The sequence below is a fragment of the Verrucosispora sp. WMMA2044 genome (genome assembly GCF_027497155.1).
In the GTDB taxonomy this organism is placed as follows: domain Bacteria; phylum Actinomycetota; class Actinomycetes; order Mycobacteriales; family Micromonosporaceae; genus Micromonospora; species Micromonospora palythoicola.
Window position 1 is genome coordinate 1,448,208 of sequence record NZ_CP114913.1, and the last position, 24,039, is coordinate 1,472,246.

Consider the following 24,039-nt stretch of genomic DNA (forward strand, 5'->3'; position numbering starts at 1 on the left):
CAGTACAGTTCGAGGATGCGAAAGGACGTCAACCGACGCGGGATCCTCGACGCGGCCCTGATCGAATTCCTCGAACACGGCTACCTGGCCGCCGGGATGGACCGGATCGCCGCCCGCGCCGGTGTCTCCAAGGTGACCGTGTACGCGCACTTCACCGACAAGCACGCCCTTTTCGAGGCGGTGTTCACCGGCGCGATCGCCGAGGCCGAGCGGGCCGGCTCGGCGCACGTCGAGGCCCTGGCCGACACCGACGACCTCCCGGGTGACCTGCGGGCCTTCGCCCGCGAACACATCGCCACGGTCACCGCACCGCACCTGCTCCAGCTGCGCCGGATGCTGATCGGGGAGGCGGGCCGTTTTCCGGAGCTGGCCCGCGCGTGGCACCACGCCGCGCCGGAACGCGGCCACGCCACCCTCGCCAGGGCCATCACCCGCCTCGCCGAGCGGGGCCTGTTACGGGTGGCGGACCCGCTGCTCGCCGCGCAGTACCTGAACTATCTGATCCTGTCGATCCCGCTCAACGAGGCCATGTTCGCCGTCCGCGTGTCCTTTCCCGAGACGGAGCTGCACCGCTGGGCCGACGAGGCCGTCCGCATCTTCCTCGCCGCCCACACCCCCTGACCGACACCGCTTCTTCACGACTCCCGCCCTCCGCGCCCTCCGCGCTCTCTGCGGATCTTGCACTTCTGGTCGGGGCAGAAGCTGACGAAAGCCACAATATGGCGACCGAAAGTGCAAGATCGCCGGGGCCGGGGCCGGGGCCGGGGCCGGGGCCGGGGCCGGGGCCGGGGCCGGGGCCGGGGTGCGTCAGGGGCGGAGGGGGGCGTTGCAGGCGGCGACGAGAGCCTGGCGGCAGGCGGCGGTGAGTGGGCGCAGGGCGGCGTCGCGCTGCTGGGCCTCGTAGTTGTTGACCGCGCCGCCGGGTGCCGCGTGCCCGGCCAGGGCGAGCACCCGGTCGAGCACCGCGGCGCGGGCGAACAGCCGACGCGAGCGCGGATCGAACCCGGGCGGCAGGTCGGTGGTGCCGTCGGGTCGGCGCAACGCCTCCAGGGCACCGGCCAGCTCCGGCCGCCACTGCGCCACGTCGAGACGGGTGAGCGCGGCGGTGGTGTCGGCCAGCGCGGCGGCCAGCTCCGCCTCCGCCTCGGCGGCACCGGGCAGGGTGAGGCAGGCGGCGGGCGCGTCCGCCGGCAGCGGGTGCACCCGCCAGAGCACCGTCTCGAAGGTGTCGCCGGAACCGGAGGTGTGCACGCGTACCTCGGGGATCAGCCCAAGCGCGCCGGCGATCACGGCCTCGCCGGCGAGCAGCGCGGCACCGGCGAAGTCACCCGGGCCGGGCAGGCCACGCGGGTCACCCGGCGCCGGAAGCACCAGCCGGATCTCGTCCGGCGAGAGCTTGGCCAGGGTGGGCAGTGCCTCCCGCAGCGGTACGTCGGTCCAGGTGCCCGGCGCGTCGGCGACCAGGTGCTCCTCGGTGCCGGCCACCGCGTCGGCGACCTCGTCGAAGGGCACCAGCCCGGCGCGCCACGCGCGCACCCAGGCGACGAACCGGCTCGACCGGCGCGGCGCCAGGATGGCCGCACCCGCAGCGGGGGTGGACATGCCGAAAGAGTACGTGGTGACGCCCGTCCGTGTCTCGGCTGCCGCGCCGCCGCCTCCCCGTCGCGCCGATCATGCAGGTGTGGCGCGCGATTGGTTGTTCTTCACGGCTTTTGTCACGTGCCACACCTGCATGATCGCGTACGTCGGCCGGGGGTGGGGTGTGTCGGGGTTGGGGGGTGGTGGCGGCGGGACTAGCGTGGCGGGATGGGGCGGCGCTACGGCGAGGACGTGTTGGCGGGGGACTGGCGGCGGCGGAGGGTGACCCCGGAGGTCGACGCCGAACCGGACCTCGTGGTCGAGGACGCCGAGTCCGGCTTCTGCGGTGCGGTCGTCGGCTTCGAGACCGGCGCGGTCGTGTTGGAGGACCGGCACGGCCGGCGGCGCAACTTCCCGTTGCTGCCGGCGGCGTTCCTGCTCGACGGCAGCCCGGTCACCCTGCGCCGTCCCACCCGGCCGGCGGTGCCGGCGGCCCGGCGGCGCACCGCCTCGGGCTCGGTGGCGGTGGACGGGGTGCGCGCCCGGGTCGCCCGGGCCAGCCGGATCTGGGTCGAGGGCGTGCACGACGCCGCGCTCGTCGAGCGGATCTGGGGCGACGATCTGCGCATCGAGGGTGTGGTGGTGCAACCGCTGTCCGGCATCGACGCCCTCGACGCCGAGGTACGCGACTTCGGCCCCGGCCCGGGCCGCCGGCTCGGCGTGCTGGTGGACCACCTCGTGCCCGGCTCCAAGGAGAGCCGCATCGTGGCCCGGGTCAACTCGCCGCACGTCCTGGTCACCGGTCACCCCTACGTCGACGTGTGGCAGGCGGTGAAACCCGCCGCGGTGGGCATCGCGGCGTGGCCGGTGGTGCCGCCGGGACGGCCGTGGAAGGAAGGTGTCTGCGCCGCGCTCGGCGTCGCCGAACCGGCCGACATGTGGCGACGCATCCTGTCCAGGGTGAACAACTTCGCCGACGTGGAGACTCCGCTGATCAACGCGATGGAGCGACTGATCGACTTCGTGACCGAACCGGACTGACCAACCGGCCCCACCGGCGCGGTCGTCGACCGTTACCGTGAACGGCCTGATCCCTACCACCCCCGGGGGTGTGCACGTGAGCCGGACAGGGCAACTGCGGCAGCGGTTGCGTCAGGCGTACGCGACGGGACGCGAGTCGGTGCGCGCGGCCCGTGAGCGGGAGAACGCGCGGCGGGCCGAGCGGGCGGCCGAGCGGGACCGGTTCATCGCCGAACCGGTTACGCCGACCGACGACGGTGCCGTGTCCACGGCGAGCCGGGACGACGCGGACGTGCCGAGAGGGCTACGGATCGCCGCCGCCTGGTCGTGGCGGCTCATCGTCATCGGGATCGTCGGCTGGGGACTGCTGCGCGTCCTCGGCGCCATCCGCGTCGTCATCGTGCCGTTGCTCGTGGCGTTGCTGCTCGCCGCCCTGCTGGCGCCGGCCGTCGGCTGGCTGCTGCGCGCCCGGTTCCCGCGTACGCTGGCCACGGCCGTGGTGCTCATCGGCGGGCTGGCTGCGGTGATCGGCACGTTGACGCTTGTGGTCAACGAGTTCATCGCCGGTCTGCCCGAGCTGAGTTCCAGCGCCGCGGCCGGCATCGGGCAGATCCAGGACTGGCTGCGCGACGGACCGCTGAACCTCTCCGACACCCAGCTCGACAGGTACATCGAGTCCGGACAGGACTGGATCAACGACAATTCGCAGGCGTTGACCAGCAACGCGATCTCGACCGCCGGCACTGTGGTCGAGGTGTTCACCGGCGCGCTGCTGGTGCTCTTCGCCACGTTCTTCTTCCTTCGGGACGGCGACCGGATCTGGCGCTTCCTGGTCGGGATGTTCCCGGTCGCCGCCCGCTGGCGGGTCGACGACGCCGGGCGTGCCTCCTGGCTGACCCTGGTCGCCTACGTGCGCGCCACGGTGCTCGTGGCGTTCATCGACGCGGTGGGCATCGGCATCGCGCTGGTGCTGTTCGACGTGCCGTTCGCCTTTCCGTTGACGGCGCTGGTGTTCCTCGGCGCGTTCATTCCGATCGTCGGCGCGACGTTGTCCGGCGCGGTCGCGGTGCTGGTGGCTCTGGTCGACGGTGGCTGGGTCACCGCGTTGATCATTCTCGGTGCGGTCGTCGTGGTGCAGCAGGTGGAGGGCAACGTCCTGCAACCCTGGATCATGGGCCGGGCGGTGGCGCTGCACCCGTTGCCCGTGGTGCTGGCGGTGACCGCCGGAGTGGTGCTGGAGGGCATCGTCGGCGCGCTCGTCGCGGTACCACTGATCGCGGTGCTCAACACCGCGGTGCGCCGGCTGTCCCGGCAACGGCCCGCGCCACCGGCGCCGTCGACCCCCGTGTCCCCGTCGCCGACGCCACAGGTGCCAGAGGCGGTGGTGGTCCGATCCACCCCGCCGTGACGGTGCCGGCGGGACCGGTCGCCGGCCGTCGACCGGGCGAGCCGCTCGGGTGACCGGCCTTCGCCGGTTCGGCGACCGGGATGGCCGTCAGGGTTCGCCGTCCGGGTCACGGGTGAAGACGAAGGTGGCGATGTCCAGGGCGACCGGGTGGCCCGCCTCGTCCCGCAGCACCGTCAGCACCTCGCCGTTTTCGACACCGCTGACGCCGCGCCACCGGTCGGGGCCCTCCGGGGCGTAGCGGCTGACCCGGTCGCCGCGCACCGTGCCGACCAGGTCGCCGGTCGCCCGGTCCCAGCTGACGTCGAGCGCCGTACCCATCCACCACCAGCGGCCGGTCAGCGGAGCCAGGTCGGCCGGCGGTGCGGCCTCGGCCGGCGTCCACGGCCGGGTCGGCCCGGGTTCGACGTCGAGTACGTGGGTGAGGATCCGGTGACCGAGCGGCCCGATCCCGCCGGTGCGCAACCCGTACGAGTTGGCGAAGCCGACGACGCCGGTGCGGCTGGGGCGGTGCACCGCCAGCGTGGCGACGTACCCGGGCATCGAACCGCCGTGCCCGACGTGTACCCGGTCGCCGTCGCGGGTGAGCTGGATGCCGAGGCCGTACCCGCCGCGCCAGGCGTCCAGGTCGCTGAGGATCACCGGAGCGCACATCTCCTCGACGGTGGCGGGGCTGAGGACGGCCGGATCCGGGTCGGCCAGGAAGGCCGCCCAGCGGGCGAGGTCGGTGACGGTGGACCAGAGCTGACCGGCCGGCGCCATCGCCCGGCTGTCGGTTCGTGGCTCCTCCCGCAGCGTGTCGTGCCAGGGGTGCAGCACGTAGCCGCGGGCGAACGGTTCGGTGGCCGCGTAGGTGGTGCGGCGCAGTCCGAGCGGCTCCAGGATCCGCTGGCGCACCAGCTGCGACCAGGGCGTCCCGGTGGTCCGCTCCAGCACCCCGCCGAGCAGCCCGAACGCCAGGTTGGAGTAGTGCCAGTACCGGTACGGCGGGTGCGCGACCTTCGCGGCGGTGAACCCGGTCAGCAGGGTGGTCAGGTCGACGCCCTCGTTGCGTTCCCACCACGGCCCGTCGGGTTCGCGTTGCAGGCCGCCGGCGTGCCCGAGCAGCTGCCGCAAAGTGACCCGCCCGGCCGCGGCGGCCTCGGGCAGGTGCCGACGCAGCGGGTCGTCAAGCGCCAGCTTGCCGGCGTCGCGTTCCTGCATGACCAGGACGGCGGTCATCGTCTTGGTGATCGAGCCGATGCGGTACTGGAAATCGGCGTCGGGGGATGGCTGTGTGCCGGCGGCGGCCAGGTGGGCCAGCGCACCGTCTCGGACCACGCCGATGATCAGCGATGGGGCGTGGCCGGCGCGCTGAGCGTCGGCCACCATAGCGTCGACCTGCCGGGCGGTTTCGGGACGCAGGGGCACGAAGTCTCCCTCGAGGTCGGTGGGGGTCGCTCTGAGATCATGACAGTTCGATGACACGTGCACGGACGTGTCACGATCGTTACGTGGATGCCGTGCTGTGGATCGTGCTGGGTGTGGTGCTGGCGGTCGCTGAGATCTTCACGGCGACCCTGTTCCTGATCATGTTCGCGGTCGGCGCGTTCGCCGCCGCCGGTGCCGCCGCGCTCGGCGCACCGGTGGCCGTGCAGGCGGTGGTCTTCGCGGTGGTCTCCGCGCTCACCGTCTTCGCCGCGCGGCCGGTCATCCAACGACACAAACAGACCAGCTCCGACAGCGGTGACACCACCTTCGGGGTCGAGGCGATCGAGGGCTCCACCGCCCTAGTACTCGAGCAGGTGGACGCCGACCGGGGCATGGTGAAGATCGACGGCGAGGTGTGGAGCGCTCGCGCCTACGACGCCACCCAGGTTTTCGCACCCGGCGAGCGGGTGCAGGTTATCCAGGTCAAGGGAGCGGTAGCCCTGGTCTGGCGGGACGTCACCACTCCCGGTGAGCTACCCGAAGCGGAAAGGTGAACGGATGGAGTTCGTAGTTCCCGCCCTACTGATAGCAGTGGCACTGATCGCGGTGGTCACCCTGGCCAAGTCGGTGCGGATCGTGCCGCAGCAGCGTCAGGACGTCGTCGAGCGGCTCGGCCGCTACAAGCGCACGCTGAACCCTGGCCTGAACATCCTCGTGCCGTTCATCGACGCGGTGCGTACCAAGGTCGACATGCGCGAGCAGGTGGTCAGTTTCCCGCCGCAGCCGGTGATCACCTCGGACAACCTGGTCGTGTCGATCGACACCGTCCTCTACTTCAAGGTGGTGGACTCCGTCCGGGCCACCTACGAGATCTCCAACTTCCTCCAGGCGATCGAGCAGTTGACCGTCACCACGCTGCGGAACGTCATCGGCTCGCTGGACCTGGAGCGGGCGCTGACCAGCCGGGAGGAGATCAACCGGCACCTCTCCGGCGTGCTGGACGAGACCACCGGCCGCTGGGGCATCAAGGTGACCCGGGTGGAGATCAAGGCGATCGAGCCGCCGCCGAGCATCCGCGATTCGATGGAGAAGCAGATGCGCGCCGAGCGGGACCGCCGGGCCGCGATCCTGAACGCCGAGGGGCACAAGCAGTCGCAGATCCTGTCCGCCGAGGGCGAGAAGCAGGCGGCGGTGCTGCGCGCCGACGGTGACCGGCAGGCTCGGATCCTGCAGGCCGAGGGTCAGGCCAAGGCGATCCGCACCGTGTTCGACGCCATCCACCAGGCCAACCCGAGCCAGAAGGTGCTCGCGTACCAGTACCTCCAGGCCCTGCCGCAGATCGCCAACGGCACGGCCAACAAGGTGTGGATCGTGCCGACCGAGCTGACCAGGGCCCTGGAGGGCATGGGCGGCGCACTCGGCGGTCTGGGCCAGATGGTCGGTGACGCGCCGAGCAAGGAGGCCTCCGACGACGCCAGCGCGGTCGAGCGGGAGGCCGCGGAGGCCGCGCAGGCCGCCGCCGCGGCGGCCCAGGAGATCCACGATGAGGTACGCGTGGCCGAGGCGCAGGCCACCGGCGGCAACAGCCCGCAGGGGCTGCCCGCGCCGGAGCCGGTCTCCCCGGCCGCCCTGCTCAACGACACCTCGGATCAGCGCGAGCGCGGCTGACCCGATCCGGTGCCGGCCCGAACCGCTTCGGCGGTTCGGGCCGGTTCGCGTCCTGCCCGGTTCGCGTCTGACCGGTGGTCTCGCGCCGATGCTGGGCGGAATTCCAGCGCGGCAAGGATGCGACGACAAATGCGAGAAACGCTCATTAAGCCGCCCGGCGCCTGCCACCATCGGTCCTAGCGCGGGTGGTGACCAGGCATCGGGGCGCCTCGGCGTGTCCCGGCACCGCCCGCAGGTGAGCGAGGTGACGCATGGAGCCGGTGCGGCGACTGTGGTCCACGCCGGAGGTGCCCGGGGCCCACGACCCGAAGGGGCCGATCGGCACCCGACGTACCGGCGGGGGGTTCGGCGTCCTGCCCTTCGTCGACGAGCCGGCGCCACCCAGGGCGGCCACCAACGCCAGCTGGGCCTGGTCGCTGCGGCGGCTGGCCCGGGCCGCGGTCTGGCTGCTGCCGGCGTACGCGATCCTCTACGGCGCGGTGGCGATGGCCAGCGACGGCGGGGTGGGCAACGACCCGTACCCGGCCGACGGTCGGGCGCTTTACCTGGTCGGCTGGGTGGCCGCGGTCTGGCTGGGCCTGCTGGCCCTGCTCGGGCTGACCGGGCTGCTCGCGGCCACCCGCAGCCGGCACGCCGCCGTGGCCGGCCTGCTGGTCAGCATCGCCGGTACGGTGCTCATGCTGCCCTTCGCCGGGCTGTCCGAGCAGACCCCGGTCTTCGGCACCAACGCCCGATCGCTGGTGCTGGTCGGTGCCACCTGCTACAGCGCCGGCTGGCTGCTCACCGGGTGGGCGGTGGCCCGTTCGGGGATGTTCAGCATCGGGGACGGGGCGATGCTGATGATCGCGAGCCCGCTGCTCGGTCTCGGCGGCGCGTTGATCGGCTCGTTGCAGACCTTCGGGGCGATCTTCGTGCTGATCTCCGGTATCGGCATCTGCTACCGCTCGGGTCGCCTGCTGCCCCGGGAGATCCTCCGGGACGCGACCAGCGCCAGCGTCGCCACCGCCGGTCCGGCCGCGCCGATGGGCCCCGGTGGCGCGGGCCCGCTCGGAACCGCCTGAACGGCCGTCCGCCGTGTCCACGACGGTTTTCGTCCACCTGAGGGTTGTCGTACGGGCTGCGGCCGATGCACCGCTTGTCGGTTGTCGAACAGGTCGGGGCGATCCTCCTCGGTACGGCATTGGAAGCTGGCAAATGGCGGTGAATTGCCTAACAATTGGCCGATTGTGGTGGCCGGAAGATGGCTTTCGCGGCAATCCTGGTGACCATGGCCACCCCTACGCCGCTGTCGCGGCTGTTCACCGTCGTGCTGACCGGCGTACTCGCCGGCCTGGTCCTGGCGGTCGCCGCGCTACCGGGCAACCTGCTGCTCGGTTTCGCCGCGAAGGCGGCACTCGGCAACTACGCCGCGTTGCCCGAGGCGCTGCGGACCCCGGCCACCCCGCAGCGGTCCTACCTCTACGCCAACGACGGTAAGACGCTGATCACCACGTTCTACGACGTCAATCGCACCGACGTGGCGCTGGCGGAGATCGCGCCGGTGATGCGCCAGGCGATCGTGGCCGCCGAGGACCGGCGGTTCTACGACCACGGCGGGGTCGACCTGCGCGGCATGCTCCGGGCGGTGGTCAGCAACGTCACCGAGGGCAGCGGGCAGGGCGGCTCGACGCTGACCATGCAGTACGTCCGCAACGTGCTCAAGACCGACCCGAACCGCACCGCGGAGGAGCGGGCCGCGGCCACCGAACCGACGATCGGCCGCAAGCTCCAGGAGATCCGGTACGCGAACGCCCTGGAACAGCGCCTCGGCAAGGACGAGATCCTCAACCGCTACCTCAACATCGCGTACTTCGGGTCCGGGGCGTACGGGGTGGCGGCCGCGAGCCAGCGCTACTTCTCCAAGGCGCCGGCCGACCTGACTCTCGCCGAGGCGGCGCTGCTCGCCGGCCTGGTGCAGTCGCCGGAGGCGTACAGCCCGATCGACGGCGACGCCGACGCGGCGCTGGAACGCCGAGGTTACGTGCTGGACTCGATGGTCGAGACCGGGGCGATCACCGCCGATCAGGCCGCCGAGGCTCGCGCCGAGAAGCTGACGCTGGACCCGAGCGAGCAGGCCAACGGCTGCGCCGCCACCGCCGGTGGGCGCGACGGGTGGGGCTTCTTCTGCGACTACCTGCGCCGCTGGTGGGTCGCCCAGCCGGAGTTCGGCGACACCGTGCAGGAGCGGGAGCAGGCACTACGACGCGGTGGTTACACCGTGGTGACGACGCTGGATCCGAAGATCCAGGCCACCGCGCAGCGCCAGGCCACCGGCATCTACGGGTACGACAACCCGCGCGCCGTACCGATCGCCGCCGTCGAGCCGGGCACCGGTCGCGTCCTGGCGATGGCGGTCAACCGGCACTACAGCCTCGACGGCAACCCCGACGGTCAGGTCAACTACCCGAACACCGTCAACCCGTTGATCTCCGGCGGTGCCGGTGTCGCCGGCTACCAGGCCGGTTCCACCTTCAAGCTGTTCACCATGCTCGCCGCGCTGGAGTCCGGCCGGACCCTGTCCACCGGCTTCGACGCGCCCAGCCGGCTGCCCACCCGGTACGCCGCCGAGGGGGAGGGCAGCTGCGACGGTCGCTGGTGTCCCGCCAACGCCAACCCGGAGTGGATGGACGGGTACCGGATGATGTGGGACGGCTTCGGCCGCTCGGTGAACACCTACTTCGTCTGGCTGGCTGAGCAGGTCGGACCGGAGAAGGTGGTCGAGATGGCCCAGCGGCTGGGCATCACCTTCCGGGCGGAGTCCGACGCCGACTTCGCCGAGAACGACGCGGCCGACTGGGGCGCGTTCACCCTCGGCGTGGCCGCCACCACCCCACTCGACCTGGCCAACGCGTACGCCACGGTGGCGGCGGAGGGGACGTACTGCGCGCCGCTGCCGGTGGTGTCGGTGACCGCGCCGGACGGTCAGCGGCTGCCCGTCGGCGACCCGGACTGCCGCGAGGTGCTCGACCCCGACGTGGCCCGCGCCGCCACCGACGCCGCGCGCTGCCCGGTGGGTCAGCAGTCCGCCTTCGGGCAGTGCAACGGTGGCACCGCCACCGCGGTGAACCGGATCCTCGACGGGCGTCCGGTGGCCGGCAAGACCGGCAGCTCCGACCAGGCCGCCACGGAGAGCTTCGTCGGGTACACCCCGCAGGTCGCGGTCGCCGGCATCGCCGCCAACCCGGACGACCCGACCGACTCGGTCGGTGCCGCCGTCCAGGCCCGGGTGATCGACGCGGTAGCCCGGATCATCGGCACGGCAGTCGAGGGCCAGCCGGAGCAGTCCTTCACCCCGCCCACCCGCGAACTGGCTGGCACCCCCCGCCGCCCGGTCGACCGCGACCCGCTCACCGATCCCCGCCGCGCCGACGACGACCCCCTGTCCGACCTCCGCCGCTGGTTCCGAGACCGCACCCGCGGCTGACCCACACCCTTCTTGCTGCCCGACCTTACCCCCGTTGATCATGAGGTTGACGGCAGTTTGAAGATCAAAAACTGCCGTCAACCTCATGATCGACAAGGTGGGGGAGGGGGTGGGGTTAGTGGCGGCGGGGGCGGTAGGTGGTGAGGACGCTGGGGATGCCGCGGCGGACGATGCCGGCCCAGTCGGTGTCGCCGCGCAGCACCGCGGCGGCGGTCTTGCGGGCCTGGTCGACGGTGAAGTGTGGCGGCATCATCAGCTCGGCGGGGTCGACCAGCGCGTTGATCACCGTCGGGCGGTCGGCGCACAGTGCCCGGTCCCACACGTCGGTCACCTGGTCCGGGTGGTCGACCAGCTCGCCGCGCAGCCCCAGCACCTCACCCCAGCGGTGGTACGCGATGTCGGGCAGCTGCTGGCTGTCCGGGAACATCGGGGTGCCCTCGTCGGAGCGCTGCTCCCAGCTGACGAAGGCCAGGTCCCGGTTGTTGAGCACCAGCACCACGAACCGTGGGTCGGCCCAGCCCTGCCAGTACTTCGCCACCGTGATCAGCTCGTTGACCCCGTTCATCTGCATCGCGCCGTCACCGATCAGGGCCACCAGCGGACGGTCCGGGTGGGCGAACTTCGCCGCCAGGGCGTACGGCATGGCACCGCCCATCGACAGCAGGGTGCCCGACAGGCTGGCCAGCATCCCCGGACGCACCTTGACGTGCCGGGCGTACCAGGCGGTGGTGGTGCCGCAGTCCACGGCGAGCATCACGTCGTCGGGCAGACGTTCGCTGAGGGTGGCGAAGAGCAGCTGCGGGTTGACCGGGTGGGCGGCCTGCTCGGCCAGTTCCCGCTGCGACTGCCGCCACGCGGCGGTGGCCCCGGCGACGGTCTCCCGCCAACGGGTCGGTCCGGGGCCGGGACCGAGGGCGGCGAGCAGCGCCCGCAGGGTCGGCGCGGCGTCACCGGTCAGGTTCACCTCGGTCGGGTAACGCAGCCCGAGTTGGGTGCCGTCGTGGTCGATCTGCACCGCGCGCGCCTGGCCGGGCGGCGGGTAGAACTCCGAGTACGGCATGTTGCTGCCGACGATGAGCAGCCGGTCACACTGGTTCATCAACTGCCAGCTGGGTCGGGTGCCCAGCAGACCGATGGCGCCGGTCACCCACGGCTCCCGGTGGTCCACGGCGGTGAACCCGAGCAGCGCCGTCGCCACGCCCGCGCCGAGCCGGTGGGCGATCTCGCGGACCTCGTTCTCGGCGCCGAGCGCACCCTGGCCGACCAGCATGGCCACCCGCTCGCCGCTGCCCAGCACCTGCGCGGCGTGCCGGATGTCCGCCTCCGGCGGCGTGGTCGGACCGCTGCTCGGCACGCTGCTGGTGTGGTAGAAGCCGTGCGCGTGCGGTGGGTTGGGCACCGCCGGCAGGTCCTGCACGTCGAGCGGCAGCACCAGGGCGGTGACGGTACGCCGGGCCAGCGCGGTCCGGCACGCCCGGTCCACCAGGTGGCGTACCTGGGACGGGTGGTCGAGCTGGGCCAGGAACGCCGCCGCCACGTCCTTGTAGAGGGCGAGCAGGTCCACCTCCTGGTAGTAGCCGCCCCCCTCGGCGGTGAGCGCGGTGTGTCCGACCAGGGCGATCACCGGCTGGTGGTCCAGCTTCGCGTCGTAGAGCCCGTTGAGGGCGTGGATGGCGCCCGGACCGCTGGTGACCAGCACCGCGCCGAGCGGCCCGCCGCCGTACTTCACGTGTGCCGAGGCGGCGAACCCGGCGGTCTCCTCGTGCCGCACCTGGACGAACTGCGTCTGCTCGTTGGTGCGTTGCAGGGCGGAGGTCATCCCGTTGATGCCGTCGCCGGGGAAGCCGAAGTAGCGGCGTACGCCCCAGCAGGCGAGCCGCTGCACGAGGTGGTCCGCGACGCTGGCGTCGCGGGGCAACGGCCACGGCTCGGCCGGCACCCGCGTGCCGACATGGTCTGCGCTCATCGGGTACGCCTTCCGGGTCGGACTACCGGCACTGCGCCGCAACTTCCCTGATGGTGCGGCGTCGCGGGTGCCGGAGGCAGCGATATCCCCGAAAGTGCGCGGATCTTGAGGGGGCTGGTCGACCGGGTAGGGTCGCGGAATGGTCGTTCATCGGCTGACGCGGGACGACGCCCGGCGGATCGCGGTCCGGGCCCAGTTGCTCGCCGTGCCGCGCCCGAGCGACCTGGTGGCGGTCGTCGAGCGGCTCACGGTCCTGCAACTCGATCCCACGGCGGCCATTGCGCCAAGCGCCGATCTCGTGCTGTTCAGCCGACTCGGTCCGACCTACGATCCCGCGCAGCTGACCAGGGCGATCGAGGTCGAGCGCCGCCTGGTCGAGACCGTCGCCTACATCCGGACGCCGGATGATCTGCCCGCCGTGATCGCCGAGGCCCGCGCCGCGACCCATCCGTCCGCCCGGGCCTGGCTGGAACAGAACGCGTCGTTCCGCCGGGACATCCTGGCTGTGCTGGCGGCGAAGGGCCCGTTGCTGTCCCGGGACATCCCGGACACCAGTGCGGTGCCCTGGCCGTCGAGCGGCTGGACCAACAACCGCAACGAACTGCTGGCCCGGCACGGCGAGGTGGCGATCGCCGGCCGCAAGGGACGGCAGCGCTACTGGGATCTTCCCGAGCGGGTCTACCCGGTCGACCTGCCCGACCTCGATCCGGGCGAGGCGGCCCGGCTGCGCGACGAGCGCCGGCTCGCCGCGTTGGGCATCGCCCGGTCCGGTGGCACGTTGACCCCGGGTGAGTCGCCGTTCGTCGGCCTCGCCGGGGAGGAGGCCGTGGTCGAGGGCGTACCCGGAACCTGGCGGGTCGACCCGGCGTACCTCGGGTTGCCGTTCGAGGGGCGTACCGCGTTGCTGTCGCCGTTCGACCGGCTGATCCACGATCGGGTACGCACCGAGCAGTTGTTCGGCTACGAGTATCTCCTGGAGATGTACAAGCCCCGAGAGAAACGCCGCTGGGGCTACTTCGCCCTGCCGGTCCTTCATCACGACCGGCTCGTCGGCAAGCTGGACGCGACCGCCGACCGCAAGGCGGGCGTCCTCGTCGTCAACGCACTGCACGAGGACGTCCCCTTCACCCCGGCGATGACCGCCGAGGTCGACGCCGAGATCGAGGCTCTCGCCACCTGGCTGAATCTGGAGACCACCCGACCCCGGTCGTCGTAGTCGCCGCCCGGATGGCCCCGGCTGGCCGACCACCGGGTCGGCGTGACGCGGTCCAGCCGGCAACTGCCGGTCAACTGCCGGTCAATCTCCTGGATGGCCCCAGTTCGTGGAAATAGCGTTCCTGGTAACCGCTGCGGGTGACACTTCTGTCAACGGGACCCTCCCGCAGCGGTTTTTCAACGCTGAGCCTTGCCACGGTGGCGGAGAACCCGACCGACAGCGTGGTCAACTCCTGAGGAGACGGACCCGCCCGCGCCGTCCCGGCCGTCGGGCTCCGGCTCGACATGGGCAACGCCGTCCAGTAGAAACCATCACCGGACATCCATTTTCCCGTCGAGAGGCTGAAGGGTCCACTTCGGACCGGAGGCCGTGAGTGGATGGGCATGGCCCGGTTCAGTCAGATGGTGACGGCCCACCGGCGACGGCTCGGGTTGACCCAGGAGGATGTCGCGGCCGCCACCGGGCTGGCCGTGCGCAGCATCCGGGACGTGGAGAGCGGGCGGGTGGCCCGGCCGCGCGCGTCGACGGTCCGGTTGCTCGCCGAGGCGTTCAACCTGTCCGCCGCCGACCGGGTCCACTTCATCCACGCCGCCGACCCCGACCTGGCCGCCCCGGAGGGGGAACGACCGCAGCAACTGCCGCTGGCGGTGCCGGGTTTCGTTGGCCGCTGCGCCGAACTGGAGACCCTCGACTCCGGCCGCCACCCGGAACCGGCGAAGCGTCCGGCGGTGGCCATCTTCACGATCTCCGGAATGGCCGGGGTGGGCAAGACCGCGCTCGCCCTGCACTGGGCGCACCGGGCCGCCGGCTCGTTTCCCGAAGGCCAGCTCTACGTCAATCTTCGGGGCTACGACGAGGCCGACGTCGTCGATCCGAACGACGCGCTGCGCGGCTTCCTCGAGGCGCTCGGCGTGCCGGCCACCGGCATACCGGCCGGGCTGGAGGCCCGCGTCGGACTGCACCGCAGCCTGCTGGCCGAGCGGCGCATGCTGCTGGTGCTCGACAACGCCCGCGACTCGGCGCAGGTCCGGCCGCTGCTGCCCGGCGCGGGCGGCTGCGTGGTCGTGGTGACCAGCCGGGACGAACTGTCCGGGCTGATCGCGGCGGAGGGAGCGCACCCGATCCGGCTGAACGTACTCACCGGCACCGAGTCGATGAGTCTGCTCGCCAGTCGGCTCGGCGCCGGTCGGCTGGCCGCCGAGCCGGCCGCCGCGGCGGACATCATCGACTCGACCGGCCGGCTGCCGCTGGCGTTGTCGATCGTGGCGGCGCGGATGGCGCTGCATCCCGGCTTTCCGCTCGACGCCTTCGCCGCCAGCCTGCGCCCCGACGAGGCGATGCTGGACGCGTTGGCCGACGGCGACGTACGCGCCGTCTTCTCCTGGTCCTACCTGGCGCTGAGCCGGCCGGCGGCCCGCCTGTTCCGCCTGCTGGGGTTGCACCCCGGTCCGGATCTGACCGCCGAGGCCGCCGCGGCACTCACCGGCCAGACCCCGGCGAGTGTCGCGTCGTCACTGCGGGAGCTGACGCGGCTACATCTGCTGGCCGAGCACCTGCCCGGCCGGTACGCCTTCCACGACCTGCTCCGCGCGTACGCGGCCGAGCTGACCCGGTCCGCCGGGAAGGCCGACGAGTCGCGGCAGGCACGCCACCGGCTGTTCGACTACTACCTGCACAGCTCCTATCCGGCGGCGGTGCTGCTCCAGCCGCAGTGGCCGACGATCGACCCGGTCCCCGCGGTGCCGTCGAACGTCAGGTCCGTCTCGAAGGACCACGACGCCGCGCTCGGCTGGTTCGCGGCGGAGCACCAGGTGCTGCTGCGGGCGGTGCGTCAGGCCGCCGAGACCGGCTTCGAGGCGTACGCCTGGCAACTGGCCTGGGCGCTCACCACGTTCTTCGCCCCGCGTGGTCTGTGGCAGGAGCAACGCGCCGCCCAACAGGTCGCCCTCGCCGCGGCCGAGCGCGTCGACGACCTGGCCGGCCAAGCCGTCGCCAACCGGTTGCTGTCCCGCGCCCAGACCCGCCTCGGCGACCTCGACGCGGCGGAGAAACGGCTGCTGCGCGCACTGGAGCTGCACCGGCGACTGGACGACCCCACCGGTCAGGCGCTCACGCTGCACAACCACGCCGAGGTCTGCTACATGCGGGGGCGACCCGAGGAGGGGCTGCGCCACGGTCAGGAGGCGCTGCGGCTCTACCGGTCGGTCGGCAACCGCGCCGGGGAGGCTCGGGCGTTGAACGCGGTCGGCTGGCTCTACGCCGCCACCGGGGACTACCCACGGGCGATCGAGAGCTGCACCGAGGCGCTCGTGCAGCAACGGGCGAGCGGCGACCACAACGGCCAGGCGGCGACGTTGGACAGTCTGGGTTTCGCCCACGCCCGGCTGGGCGAGCACGATCGGGCGGCCGGCTGCTACGAGGAGGCCATCGCGCTGTTCCGCGAGTCCGCCGACCGCTACCACGAGGCCGAGACCCTCCAGCGGCTCGGCGAGGCGCGCGAGGCGACGGGCGACGTCCCCGGGGCCGTCGACGCGTGGCGACGGGCGGCGCAGATCCTCGACGATCTCGGTGACCCGGCGGCCGAGGACGCCCACCGCACGCTGTCACGACTGTCGCCACCCTGACCACCGCGCTGCCGGCACGCGCTGCGCACCCGGCGGCCGTGCGGCCCGCCCGGTGGCTGTGTTCGCGGGTTGCGGCATCTTGGGGTGTCAGCGGAGCGGGAGGCCGCAACATGCCGCAACTCGCGAGCGCGGTCGGGCCTGCGAGGGCCGGCGCTGGCGGGGACGATCTCTGGATGCGGACGGGCGGTAGCTCGGCCGTCCGCAGCAGGTGCGCGAGCTGCTCGGCCATGATGGCGTCCCGGCGGCGCAGCACGGACTCGTCGATCACCGCGACGAGCCGGCCAACGTCCGGCGGCTCGGTCCTGCGCCTGCTGTGGGTGCGTTTGTTGTCGTGGGAACGACAACAAACGCACCCAGACGGTCTGCCGTGGAGGTCGATGTGCGTACCGGTGGTGATCGGTGCCCCGCACCGTCCCGTCTGGCGAGTGGCGGCGCCGGCCACCCGCCGCCGCCCGAGCGTACCGCTGTGACGCCTCGGTCGCTGAGCACCACCAGCGACGGTCGCGGTCAGGGACTCGGCGGGGTCGCGACGTGCAGCGTACGCAGGACGAGGCGTTCCACATCGGCCCAGGTTGGTGTCGGTCGGCCGTAGGCGGGCACCGGTCGGCGCTGGGGTCCGAAGAAGTACTGGTGGGCGACGGTGCCCCGGATGGCGGCGTGCACCTCGGGATGGTCGTCGACGAAGTGGGTCAGGGCGAGGTCGCGGCAGTGGGCCCGCTTGTCGGCCCGCGCCCGGCAGAACCGGACGTGGTCGTGGGGGACGCCGCTGCGCCGGTGGAAGTCGTGGCCGGCGAGCCAGCGCAGGGTACGGGCCTGCACGCGCGGGCCGCACTTGGAGACCAGCCACACCCGGCCGTCGAACAGGGGGACGAGGCGGGCGATGGTCTCGACGGCACCGGGCACCTCGGGGGTGGCCAGCATGGTCGCCTCGTCCCCGCTGAAGAAGGCGGTGTCACCGCCGCCCGGATGGGCCGGACCGTCGATGATCACCCGGCCGATGTCGATGCCGAGGCGGGGGAGGATGTTCGTCATGCCGCTCAGGATGCGGCGCGCTCACTACCATCCGGAACTATTGTTCGCGATGCCCCCTATAGTTACCGACTATGGACGGGCGGGACCTGCTGGAAGCCGACGCGCTGCGCTCGTTCGCGGTCTTCGCCGAGCACCGCAACTTCACCACCGCCGCGCGGGAGCTGCACATCAGCCAGCCGTCCCTGCACGTGAAGATCCGGAAGCTGGCCACCGCGCTCGGCGTGGAGCTGTACGAGCGCGACGGTCGCCGGCTGACGCTGACGGCCGCCGGTGACCGCCTCGCCGCGTACGCGCTCGACTCACGCCGCCGGGCCGAGGAGTTCCTGCGCGAGCTGGACCACGAGTCCGCGCCGACGCTCACCATCGCGGCCGGCCGGGGCGCGCTGCGGTGGGTGATCGGCGAATCGATCGAGCGGATCGGCCGCCAGGGTCGCCGGGTCCACGTGATCACCGCTGACCGGGACGCCGCCCTCGCCGCCGTCACCAGTGGGCGGGCCGACCTGGCCGTGGTCGCCCACGATCCGCCCGGCCGGCAGGTCGAGGCGAGACAGATCGCCGCCTACCGGCAGGTGCTCGTACTCGGTGCCGAGCACCCGCTCGCCACGCGCCGGCAGGTCCGGCTCGGTGATCTCGACGGCCTGGATCTCGTCGTACCGCCGGCCGGGCGCCCGCATCGCAGGGCGCTGGACCGTGCCCTGCACGACGCGGGCGTGCGCTGGCAGGTCGCCGCCGAGGTCGACGGCTGGGACCTGCTGGTGCACCTGGCCGCGTTGGGGGTCGGCGCCACCGTGGTCAACGGATGTGTCGGGCTGCCCGACGGTCTGCGTGCCGTCCCGATCCACGGCCTGCCGGAGGTCCGGTACTGGGCCACCTGGCGGCCTGCTCGACGGCCCGTGGTGCGGGACCTGCTCGACCAGTTCGGCACGGACCGGTGACCGACCGGCTCACCGCTGCCAGCAGGTTCCTCGCGTACGTGCTCCGTCATCGTCCGGACGCCATCGACATCACGCTGGACGGGAGCGGCTGGGTCGAGGTGAACGTGCTGCTTGCCGCGCTCGCCCGGCACGGCCGTCCGGTCAGCCGGCAGGTGCTCGCCGAGCTGGTCGCCGGTACCGACAAGCGGCGGTTCGAGCTGCGCGCCGGGCGGATCCGGGCCGCGCAGGGCCACTCGGTCCGCGTCGACCTGCGGCTCGATTCCGTGGTGCCGCCGTCGCTGCTCTACCACGGCACGGTGGCCCGTCACCTGCCCGGCATCCGCGCGGAGGGGCTGCGACCACGCGGTCGTACCCACGTCCACCTGTCGGTGGACCCGGAGACCGCCGCCACGGTCGGTGCCCGACGCGGTGTCCCGGTGGTGCTGAGCATCGACGCGGCCGGCATGCACCGCCACGGGTTCGTCTTCTACCGGGCCGTCAACGGCGTCTGGCTGACCGACCACGTCCCACCCGGTTGGATCATCGGTGCCGGGTCCGCTTGACAGGCAAGCAGCCACTTGCCTATAACTGTGTCTGTGGACGCCGACCCTGACCTGTTGTTCAAGGCCATCGGTGACGCGACGCGACGCACGATCCTGGACGAGTTGATCGACCGGGACGGTCAGACGCTCTTCGAGATCTGCAGCCGTCTGACCATGAAGCACCATCTGACCTCCTCGCGCCAGGCGATCTCACAGCACCTCGCGGTGCTCGAACAGGCCGGTCTGGTCCGCACTCGGCGAGCAGGCCGCTACAAGTTCCACCACATCGACACCAGCCCGCTGCGCTCGATCGTCGAGCGGTGGCCCATCGACCGAGAGGCACCACACCCGTGATCCGTATCCACGTGACCAGCGTGTTCGTCGACGACCAGGCCAAGGCGCTCGCCTTCTACACGGAGAAGCTGGGGTTCACCAAGAAGACCGACGTGCCCGCCGGTGAGTACCGCTGGCTCACCGTCGTCTCGCCGGCCGACCCCGACGGTGTCGAGCTGCTGCTGGAACCGGCCGGCCACCCGGCGGTGGGTCCGTTCCGACAGGCCCTGGTCGCCGACGGCATCCCGTTCACCTCGTTCGCCGTCGACGACGTGTACGCCGAGGTCGAGCGGCTCAAGGGGCTGGGCGTGGAGTTCACCCAGGAGGCGACCGACATGGGTCCGGTGGTCACCGCAGTGCTCGACGACACCTGCGGCAACCTGATCCAGCTCGCCACCATGAAGTAGCCGTCCCGCCGATTCTGCCGGACGATCACCCCGCAGGTGCCGGCGTACCGCCGGCACCTGCGGTGTCCGGTGTCGGGGGGTCCGGCAGAATCGGCGGGTGCCCGTCCACCTGATCACCGAGCCCGACGACGAGCGGATCGCCGACTACCGGGCGCTCACCGACGTCGAGCTGCGTACCCGCTGGGAGCCGCCGCACGGCCTGTTCATCGCCGAGGGTGAGCTGGTGCTGCGGCGGGCGCTGCGGGCCGGCTATCCGGCCCGGTCCTTCCTCGTCGACGCCAAGCGGGTCGACCAACTGGCCGACCTCGACACCGGTGAGGCCCCGGTGTACGCCGCCACCCCCGACGTGCTGCGTGAGGCCACCGGGTTCCACGTGCACCGGGGTGTGCTCGCCTCGTTCCGGCGCAAACCGCTGCCGGCCGCCGGTGAGGTGCTCGCCGCCGCCGGTCGCGTGGTGATCCTCGAAGACGTCAACAACCACACCAACCTGGGGGCGATCTTCCGGGCGGTGGCGGGGCTGGGGGTGGACGCCGTGCTGCTCTCGCCAACCTGCGCCGACCCGCTCTACCGGCGCAGCGTACGGGTCAGCATGGGTGAGGTCTTCGCCGTGCCGTACGCGAAGCTGGAACCCTGGCCGGCGGCGCTGGCCGACGTGCGGGCCGCCGGGTTCACCGTGCTGGCGATGACGCCGGCACCGGACGCGGTGCCCATCCAACGACTGGACCCGGCCCGGCGGTCCCGGGCCGCGCTACTGCTCGGCGCCGAGGGCACCGGGCTGACCGACGCGGCGATGGCCGCCAGCGACGCCCGAGTGGTGATCCCGATGCGCCGTGGCGTGGACTCGCTGAACGTCGCCGCCGCCACCGCCGTGGCCTGCTGGGAACTCGGCCGCGACGACCCACTCTGAGGCACCGCCAAGCGGCCCCCACGTGTCACGGACGGTAGCGTGTCGCGGGTGTTCCCTACCGTGCGTGAGGTCCTCGCCCTGGACCCGGTCCGCCACGGCGCGCCGCGCCTGGTCGCGGGGGAGAACGGGCTGGACCGTCGGGTGCGCTGGGTGCACGTCGCCGAGGTACCGGACATCGCCACCCTGCTCGGCGGCGGTGAGCTGGTGCTCACCACGGGTATCGGGCTGCCCGGCGACGACACCGGGCTGCGGGCCTTCATCGGAGACCTGGCCGGCGTCGGCGTCTCCGGACTGGTGGTCGAGTTGGGTCGGCGCTACCTCGACGGCGTACCCCGGGTCATGGTGGCCGCCGCCGAACGCCACGGCCTGCCACTGGTGGAGCTGCGCCGGGCCACCCCGTTCGTGCGGATCACCGAGGCGGTGCACGCCCTGATCGTGGACGCCCAGCTCACCGAGCTGCGGGCCACCGAGGAGATCCACCAGCGGTTCACCGAGCTGTCGGTGGAGGGGGCGGACCCGGGGGAGGTGGTCCGGCAGGCGGCCGAGTTGTCCGGCTGCCCGGTGGTGTTGGAGAACCTGTCCCGCCAGGTGCTGGCGTACGACCCGGCGGGGGAGAGCGCCGAGCTGCTGCTGGACGGGTGGGAGCAGCACTCACGGCGGATCCGGCCCGAGGGTCGGACGGCGTACGACCCGGACCGGGGCTGGCTGGTCACCATGGTGGGTGCCCGGGGGCAGGACTGGGGGCGGCTGCTGCTGCGCTGGCCGCCCGGTGGCGACCTGGCTGGCGGGCAGCCGTTGCCGGTGCCAGCCGACGGGCGGTCTGCCTCGGCGTCGGCTGGTGGGCGGTCTGCCTCGGCGTCGGCTGGTGGGCGGTCCGCCTCGGCGTCGGCTGGTGGGCGGTCCGCCTCGGCGTCGGCCTCCGGACGGGCCGACGCGGTCCCGGCCGGAGACGGTGGCTCGTTCTCGGCGCCACCGACCAGGCTGACCATTCTGGTGGAGCGGGCCGCCTCCACGCTGGCCCTCGGTCGGCTGATCCGACGCGACGCCGAAGGGCTGGAACGCCAACTGCACCGGACCCTGCTCACCGCCCTGCTCGACCATTCCTGGCCGGTGGACGAGGTGGCCCTGCGGGCGCGGGCGCTCGGGGTGGTGCTGGAACGCCGTCTGCTCGTCGGTGTGGTGGTCCGCCACCGGGCCGACGACGGCGGTGCGGAGACCGTGCGCCACCGTCAACCGGCGGGCAGCGGGCCGCTCACCGAGCCGGGACACTCCGGCGAGGTGCTCGACCACGCCGACACCGGGCCGGCCCGGTTGCGCGACCTCGCCGAGGCCGCCGGACAGGCGCTGCGCGAGGCCGGGCTGACCGGGCTCACGAGCGCCCTGGACGACCAGACGGTGGGTGTCCTACTCGCCCTGCCGGACGCGGCGGCGGAGGAGCGGGCACTGTCCGCCTTCGCCGCCGCGCTGCGCCGGTCCCGCCCCGACCCGCCAGCGTCCAGCCGTTCCGATGAGGCGCTGGCACTGAGTGCTGGCCGACGGTCCGTCGCCGGGCTGCTGATCGCCGCCGGATCCGGCGTGGGCAGCCTGCGGGAGGCGCGCCGGTCACTGATCGAGGCCCGTCAGGTCGCCGACGCGGCCCGCCGGGACCGACGTGACCTGCCGATCTTCCGGCTGCCGCATGTCGGGTTGGCCGGACTGCTGCACCTGCTGCGTGACGAGCCCCGGGTGCAGACCTTCGTCGAGCGGCAGCTCGGCGCGCTACTCGCCTACGACGCGCAACATCCCCGGGAGCAGTTGCTCGGTACCCTACGCGCCTACCTGGAGCAGGGCCGGAACAAGTCGGCGGCGGCGTCCGTCGCCCACCTGTCCCGCCCGGCGTTCTACGAGCGGCTGGCCCGGATCGGCCGGGTCCTCGACGTCGACCTCGACTCGGTCGACGCCTGCCTCTCCCTCCACGTAGCCCTCCTGGCCCTGGACGCCATCCGCACCCCCTGACCGCCCCCTCCCACCCCCTTCCGCCCCCCGGACCTCCGCCAGCTTCGTCGATCATGAAGTTGTTGTTGCGACACGTCGATATCGATGACAACAACTTCATGATCAACCGTGGCGTTGCTCGGGAGGGGTGGGCGGTGGGGTGGGTGGTGGGGTGGGTGGGTTAGGGAGTGAGGGTTTGGAGGGTTTTCTGGTAGGTGGGGGGGATGTGGTGGTCGGCGGCGGCTGGAGTGAAGGTGTCGGAGGTGGCGGCGGTGGACCACGCCTGCTCGGGGACGGCGGCGACCAGAGCGGTCACCACGGGGGTGTCGCGCCAGTCGGGTTGTTGGGCGAGCAGGCTCAGCGCGACCACCGACTCCTCCACCTCGCCGACGCACTCGAACGGCTTGTGGCCGTCGATGCCGAGCAGCTCGCGGTAGCCGGGGATCTGCGCGGAGTCGGCGAGCAGGTCACCGCCGAAGATGCGGGTGATCCGCTCGCGGGGCATGAACGGAGCCAGGGCCAGAAAGACGAACCGGCATTTGGGGCAGTCGCGGCACCACCGCTCACTGGCGTCGCGGAGCTTGAACGCGGCGTTGCAGCTGGTGACCACGTCGTCGTAGCGGTCGATGCCGGCGAACAACCGGGCGATGTGCAGCTCGGACAGCGGGCGCAGCAGCGAGAAGTACGGCTCGGCCAGCCCGGCGTGCTCCGCGAGGGCCGCCCGCAGCAGCCCCTCGGCCTCGACGCCCTTGGACCACTGGTGGTTGATCTCGTGACCGTTCCAGATCAGGTTCGGGTCCGACGCCGAGCGCTCGTTGGACATCACCACCGGACCCAGGCCGTGCAGCACCGCCGTGGCGACCGCGATCAGGGAGTTGATCGCGGTGACCGGGATGTGGCCGTTGCGGGCGCCGGCCGCGTTCAGCTCGAACAGCACCGGGTCGATGCGCCGCCGGGCCGCGAGAGCGGGCAGCCCCGACGCCGCGTTCACCGCGTTGATCACGTGGTTCGGGTTGACCGAGAAGGGCACCGGGTCGAGGCCGGCCCGACGCAGCGCCTCCAGGCTGACGATCGAGTCCTTGCCGCCGCCGACCGCCGACAGCGGACGCCGGTCGGAGTTGTCGTACTCGGCCGCGGGTTTGACCCGTCCCTCGGGCACGCGCGGGGTCAGCTCCAGCACGTGCGGCAGTTGGTTGCGGTACGCGTACTCGGCGAGGCCCTTGGTGTAGACGGCCGTGACGAGCTCGACGGCGGCCGGGCCGAGCGGTGCCGGCAGCACCAGCTGCCCCGGCGCGGCCGTCTTGTAGTAGCTGACCCCGGCCACCACGTGCAGCAGCTCCAGCACCCGACCCAGCGCCGCCACGGCGGCGTCCGACGGGGACTCCGCCGGCACCGGCAACGTGACCACCTCGGTGAACCGTTGCTCGCCGTCAGGCCCGGTCAGGGCGTAGTCGAGCAACACCTCGCCGGTGGACAGGTCGATCGAGTAGGACGGGAAGGTGAACGCGTCCATCCGCGCCAGCTGCTTGTTGGGCACAGGTCATACTAGTCCGGGCAGCGCTGGCCGCGAGCAAGGAGAT

The 24,039-nt window shown here is 72.3% G+C and carries 19 protein-coding genes and 3 pseudogenes; 16 read left to right on the forward strand and 6 right to left on the reverse strand.

Going from position 1 to position 24,039, the window contains the following annotated elements:
- The first annotated feature begins 15 nt into the window (after positions 1-15).
- A complete protein-coding gene (locus tag O3597_RS06625; RefSeq protein WP_281603525.1) occupies positions 16-621 on the forward strand; it encodes a TetR/AcrR family transcriptional regulator in 606 nt (201 codons plus the stop codon).
- A 186-nt stretch (positions 622-807) separates the two neighbouring features.
- On the opposite strand, the gene O3597_RS06630 is transcribed toward O3597_RS06625, so the two are convergent.
- Positions 808-1,602 carry a hypothetical protein gene (locus O3597_RS06630; RefSeq protein WP_281603526.1) on the reverse strand — a complete coding sequence of 265 codons (795 nt, stop codon included), beginning with the start codon at positions 1,600-1,602 and terminating at the stop codon, positions 808-810.
- 204 nt (positions 1,603-1,806) lie between these two features.
- Between O3597_RS06630 and O3597_RS06635 the strand changes: the two genes are divergently transcribed.
- Positions 1,807-2,619, forward strand: coding sequence for a DUF3097 domain-containing protein (locus tag O3597_RS06635; protein WP_281603527.1), 813 nt, complete (start codon positions 1,807-1,809; stop codon positions 2,617-2,619).
- A 76-nt stretch (positions 2,620-2,695) separates the two neighbouring features.
- Positions 2,696-4,006 (forward strand): AI-2E family transporter, encoded by a 1,311-nt coding sequence (locus O3597_RS06640; protein WP_281603528.1) that lies wholly within the window; start codon positions 2,696-2,698, stop codon positions 4,004-4,006.
- A gap of 87 nt (positions 4,007-4,093) precedes the next feature.
- Here O3597_RS06640 and O3597_RS06645 read toward each other — a convergent pair whose 3' ends face one another.
- Entirely contained in the window at positions 4,094-5,413 is a 1,320-nt protein-coding gene (locus O3597_RS06645; RefSeq protein WP_281603529.1) for a serine hydrolase domain-containing protein, read from the reverse strand.
- 83 nt (positions 5,414-5,496) lie between these two features.
- On the opposite strand from O3597_RS06645, the gene O3597_RS06650 reads away from it, so the two are divergent.
- From O3597_RS06650 to O3597_RS06665, 4 genes are all read left to right on the forward strand, one after another.
- Positions 5,497-5,967 carry an NfeD family protein gene (locus O3597_RS06650; protein WP_269742465.1) on the forward strand — a complete coding sequence of 157 codons (471 nt, stop codon included), beginning with the start codon at positions 5,497-5,499 and terminating at the stop codon, positions 5,965-5,967.
- 4 nt (positions 5,968-5,971) lie between these two features.
- Positions 5,972-7,081: an SPFH domain-containing protein gene (locus O3597_RS06655; RefSeq protein ID WP_164448229.1), complete on the forward strand. Its 1,110-nt coding sequence runs from the start codon at positions 5,972-5,974 to the stop codon at positions 7,079-7,081.
- Positions 7,082-7,332: 251 nt separating this feature from the next.
- Complete coding sequence (locus tag O3597_RS06660) at positions 7,333-8,142, forward strand: hypothetical protein (protein ID WP_216592197.1); 810 nt, start codon at positions 7,333-7,335, stop codon at positions 8,140-8,142.
- 206 nt (positions 8,143-8,348) lie between these two features.
- A complete protein-coding gene (locus tag O3597_RS06665) occupies positions 8,349-10,544 on the forward strand; it encodes a transglycosylase domain-containing protein (RefSeq protein WP_281604493.1) in 2,196 nt (731 codons plus the stop codon).
- A gap of 115 nt (positions 10,545-10,659) precedes the next feature.
- Here the strand turns inward: O3597_RS06665 and O3597_RS06670 are convergent, their stop codons facing one another.
- Positions 10,660-12,510: a thiamine pyrophosphate-requiring protein gene (locus tag O3597_RS06670; protein ID WP_281603530.1), complete on the reverse strand. Its 1,851-nt coding sequence runs from the start codon at positions 12,508-12,510 to the stop codon at positions 10,660-10,662.
- Between the two features lie 139 nt (positions 12,511-12,649).
- Here O3597_RS06670 and O3597_RS06675 point away from each other — a divergent pair, with 139 nt between their 5' ends.
- On the forward strand, positions 12,650-13,726 hold the full coding sequence (locus O3597_RS06675; RefSeq protein ID WP_281603531.1) for a crosslink repair DNA glycosylase YcaQ family protein: 1,077 nt from the start codon (positions 12,650-12,652) through the stop codon (positions 13,724-13,726).
- A gap of 383 nt (positions 13,727-14,109) precedes the next feature.
- Positions 14,110-16,350, forward strand: a complete 2,241-nt coding sequence (locus tag O3597_RS06680) for a tetratricopeptide repeat protein (protein ID WP_281603532.1) — start codon at positions 14,110-14,112, stop codon at positions 16,348-16,350.
- 127 nt (positions 16,351-16,477) lie between these two features.
- Here O3597_RS06680 and O3597_RS06685 read toward each other — a convergent pair.
- Positions 16,478-16,792 (reverse strand): annotated as a pseudogene (locus O3597_RS06685) (Scr1 family TA system antitoxin-like transcriptional regulator); the annotation flags it as partial.
- Between the two features lie 65 nt (positions 16,793-16,857).
- Complete coding sequence (locus O3597_RS06690; RefSeq protein ID WP_164448221.1) at positions 16,858-17,382, reverse strand: hypothetical protein; 525 nt, start codon at positions 17,380-17,382, stop codon at positions 16,858-16,860.
- 71 nt (positions 17,383-17,453) lie between these two features.
- Here O3597_RS06690 and O3597_RS06695 point away from each other — a divergent pair, with 71 nt between their 5' ends.
- The 7 genes and pseudogenes from O3597_RS06695 to O3597_RS28520 form a co-directional block, all read left to right on the forward strand.
- Positions 17,454-18,317, forward strand: a complete 864-nt coding sequence (locus O3597_RS06695; RefSeq protein ID WP_164448220.1) for a LysR family transcriptional regulator — start codon at positions 17,454-17,456, stop codon at positions 18,315-18,317.
- A complete protein-coding gene (locus O3597_RS06700; RefSeq protein ID WP_164448219.1) occupies positions 18,314-18,859 on the forward strand; it encodes an RNA 2'-phosphotransferase in 546 nt (181 codons plus the stop codon). Before O3597_RS06695 ends, O3597_RS06700 begins: the two co-directional genes overlap by 4 nt.
- 33 nt (positions 18,860-18,892) lie before the next feature.
- Entirely contained in the window at positions 18,893-19,192 is a 300-nt protein-coding gene (locus O3597_RS06705) for a metalloregulator ArsR/SmtB family transcription factor (protein WP_281603533.1), read from the forward strand.
- Positions 19,192-19,578, forward strand: a complete 387-nt coding sequence (locus O3597_RS06710) for a VOC family protein (RefSeq protein ID WP_216592259.1) — start codon at positions 19,192-19,194, stop codon at positions 19,576-19,578. Before O3597_RS06705 ends, O3597_RS06710 begins: the two co-directional genes overlap by 1 nt.
- Before the next feature lie 97 nt (positions 19,579-19,675).
- Positions 19,676-20,485: an RNA methyltransferase gene (locus tag O3597_RS06715; RefSeq protein WP_164448216.1), complete on the forward strand. Its 810-nt coding sequence runs from the start codon at positions 19,676-19,678 to the stop codon at positions 20,483-20,485.
- Between the two features lie 48 nt (positions 20,486-20,533).
- Positions 20,534-21,247: pseudogene (locus tag O3597_RS28515) on the forward strand (PucR family transcriptional regulator ligand-binding domain-containing protein); the annotation flags it as partial.
- Positions 21,248-21,454: 207 nt separating this feature from the next.
- A pseudogene (locus O3597_RS28520) lies at positions 21,455-22,480 on the forward strand (helix-turn-helix domain-containing protein); the annotation flags it as partial.
- Positions 22,481-22,640: 160 nt separating this feature from the next.
- Here O3597_RS28520 and O3597_RS06725 read toward each other — a convergent pair.
- Positions 22,641-23,996, reverse strand: a complete 1,356-nt coding sequence (locus O3597_RS06725) for a hypothetical protein (protein ID WP_281603535.1) — start codon at positions 23,994-23,996, stop codon at positions 22,641-22,643.
- Positions 23,997-24,039: the final 43 nt, after the last annotated feature.

What these genes read in the sequence shown, in the direction of transcription:
- O3597_RS06630 (WP_281603526.1), bottom strand. Translation starts at nt 1,602, where the DNA reads ATGTCCACCCCCGCTGCGGGTGCGGCCATCCTGGCGCCGCGCCGGTCG.
- O3597_RS06655 (WP_164448229.1), top strand. Translation starts at nt 5,972, where the DNA reads ATGGAGTTCGTAGTTCCCGCCCTACTGATAGCAGTGGCACTGATCGCG.
- O3597_RS06635 (WP_281603527.1), top strand. Translation starts at nt 1,807, where the DNA reads ATGGGGCGGCGCTACGGCGAGGACGTGTTGGCGGGGGACTGGCGGCGG.
- O3597_RS06680 (WP_281603532.1), top strand. Translation starts at nt 14,110, where the DNA reads ATGGCCCGGTTCAGTCAGATGGTGACGGCCCACCGGCGACGGCTCGGG.
- O3597_RS06695 (WP_164448220.1), top strand. Translation starts at nt 17,454, where the DNA reads ATGGACGGGCGGGACCTGCTGGAAGCCGACGCGCTGCGCTCGTTCGCG.
- O3597_RS06625 (WP_281603525.1), top strand. Translation starts at nt 16, where the DNA reads ATGCGAAAGGACGTCAACCGACGCGGGATCCTCGACGCGGCCCTGATC.
- O3597_RS06675 (WP_281603531.1), top strand. Translation starts at nt 12,650, where the DNA reads ATGGTCGTTCATCGGCTGACGCGGGACGACGCCCGGCGGATCGCGGTC.
- O3597_RS06660 (WP_216592197.1), top strand. Translation starts at nt 7,333, where the DNA reads ATGGAGCCGGTGCGGCGACTGTGGTCCACGCCGGAGGTGCCCGGGGCC.
- O3597_RS06665 (WP_281604493.1), top strand. Translation starts at nt 8,349, where the DNA reads ATGGCCACCCCTACGCCGCTGTCGCGGCTGTTCACCGTCGTGCTGACC.
- O3597_RS06690 (WP_164448221.1), bottom strand. Translation starts at nt 17,382, where the DNA reads ATGACGAACATCCTCCCCCGCCTCGGCATCGACATCGGCCGGGTGATC.
- O3597_RS06670 (WP_281603530.1), bottom strand. Translation starts at nt 12,510, where the DNA reads ATGAGCGCAGACCATGTCGGCACGCGGGTGCCGGCCGAGCCGTGGCCG.